Annotated in this window: 1 pseudogene; it reads right to left on the bottom strand. The window is 31.2% G+C overall.

What is annotated here, in order from left to right:
• Positions 1-375: pseudogene (locus tag RI76_RS02190) on the bottom strand (hypothetical protein); the annotation flags it as partial.

Raw genomic sequence — 375 nt, 5'->3', positions numbered from 1 at the left:
AGCCCATAAATAATACAAAACTTTAGCGCCCTGCCCCATTTGTTTTAATTGCTCTAAAGTAAAAGTATTATTAGCCCCTTCTCTTTGTCCCCCATCAAAATAAGCTAATAAAAAACCTTGTGGAGGTGGTTCTTTAACGCGGTAATTAAATTCAACCATTTTATCATTGATCTGATTATTATATAGCGCATAAGTAAAAGTACTTTTAAAAGTTTTATCTTTAAAATGATGCCCTAACCAACCTAAAGCATCTTTCATAGTAGCATTTTGCCCTAAATAAACGTGATAAACTTTCATATCAGTAATAGTAGTAGTTTCTTCAAGAGGTTTTATTTGTTCATAAAATAAACTGTTGATGGTTTCGTTTTGTGGTTT

Origin of the sequence: Milkweed yellows phytoplasma str. MW1, assembly GCF_000309485.1 — a bacterium.
Classification (GTDB): domain Bacteria; phylum Bacillota_I; class Bacilli_A; order Acholeplasmatales; family Acholeplasmataceae; genus Phytoplasma.
The sequence above is the reverse complement of the archived record's forward strand: the minus strand, read 5'-3'. Positions and strand labels throughout refer to the sequence as shown.